A 1,535-nucleotide genomic window follows, 5' to 3' on the forward strand; every position below is an offset into this window, starting at 1 on the left:
ATGCTTTTCAATGTTTCTGGCTAGATGGTGTGGTGAGTATACTAATTGCTGTATTCATTGCCAGGAGTGCAGTACCTTTGATTCAAACAAGTTGGCAGCAATGGAATCAGAGATTTGATCATTTACAAAATTTGCAAATATCAGAGATTGGTCGGACAAACCTTAAGGATTTGATTGTTGGTAAATCTGAATGAATCCTTAATTTGCTGGTGTCTTCCATGACCTCTAGCTAGAAAATGGGGAGTGGGGAATCGGGAAGAGGTATTTTAATTTTTGATTGTGGGCAAAATTGAAAAGGAATAAAAGTGTACTGAGTTTTATAAGCTCAAAGGGCAGACTACGCCAAAAAAAATCAAATAGGAGTCCTATAGCTACCACAAATAAAATATCAATTAAAGGATAAAGTTCAAAGCTAACCAATAGGAATCTTAATTACAAATTCCGTCCCTTTTCCAGGTATGGAATTACAGATTAGTTGTCCCCCATGTTTCTCTACTATAATTTCATGACTGATAGATAAGCCCAACCCCGTACCTTTGCCAACTTCTTTAGTTGTAAAAAATGGGTCAAATATTGTGGAATGCACTTCTTCTGTCATCCCAGAACCATTATCATGAATACTGATAGATATCCATTTCTCATCTATGACTTCAGTACAGATATGAATTTTCAAAGGTTGTAAAACATCTTTTACATTGTCTATAGTATCTTTTTTTGTCCAACCCATATTATCTACTTGTTCTTCTAAAGCTTCAATTGCATTAACAAGAATATTCATAAAGACTTGGTTTAATTGAGATGAATAGCAATCTATTTGAGGTATATCTCCATAGTCTTTAATTACTTCAATATTAGGATGGTTAGATTGAGCTTTTAAACGATTTTGTAAAATCATTAAGGTACTATCAATACCTTTGTGAATGTCAACTCGTTTAATCTCTGCTTCGTCCAAACGAGAAAATATTCTCAAGGATTTAACAATTTCTCGAATACGTTCAGTTCCTACTTTCATTGACCGTATAATTTGAGTAAAGTCTTCCTTGATATAATCTAATTCTTCAATATCAATTGACATGTGATTTTCTTCTGGATAGTCGTGATATTGCTGTTGATATATTTCTATGAATTTAAACAAAGTTTGGCTATATTCTTCTACGTAGGTAAGATTGCCATGAACAAAGTTAACAGGATTATTAATTTCATGAGCAATACCTGCAACCATTTGACCCAAACTAGACATTTTTGCATTATGAACTAGTTGAGTTTGGGTTTTCTTAAGCTGATTCAAAGTTTGCTCAATATTTTCTATTGCTTTCTCTAAACGGTCTGACTGAGTGATGGTAGATTGTTCAGAAACATCTAACAACTGATTTAATGTGCCAATTTGTGAATTGAGCTGCTGTATAGTATTATCTCGATTTGCAGTATCAATCTTAGATTGACTGAAAATTCTCACATCATCAAATGGAAGAATTGCAGTTTTGACATTTAATGCTAACGGGCGTATTAATTCTAAAATAGTTTGAGGAACTAAG

Annotated in this window: 2 protein-coding genes; one reads left to right on the forward strand and one right to left on the reverse strand. The window is 33.2% G+C overall.

Features of this window, described 5'->3' with window-relative positions; all coding sequences use genetic code 11:
- Window positions 1–194: hypothetical protein (locus CALSC_RS26860; protein WP_159460701.1), on the forward strand; the 194-nt coding region annotated here is incomplete at its 5' end.
- A gap of 218 nt (window positions 195–412) precedes the next feature.
- Here the strand turns inward: CALSC_RS26860 and CALSC_RS25620 are convergent.
- Window positions 413–1,535, reverse strand: a 1,123-nt coding sequence (locus CALSC_RS25620; RefSeq protein ID WP_235006967.1) for a sensor histidine kinase, incomplete at its 5' end; no start/stop codon positions are given.

It is taken from the genome of Calothrix rhizosoleniae SC01 (genome assembly GCF_900185595.1).
GTDB classification, from domain to species: domain Bacteria; phylum Cyanobacteriota; class Cyanobacteriia; order Cyanobacteriales; family Nostocaceae; genus Calothrix_A; species Calothrix_A rhizosoleniae.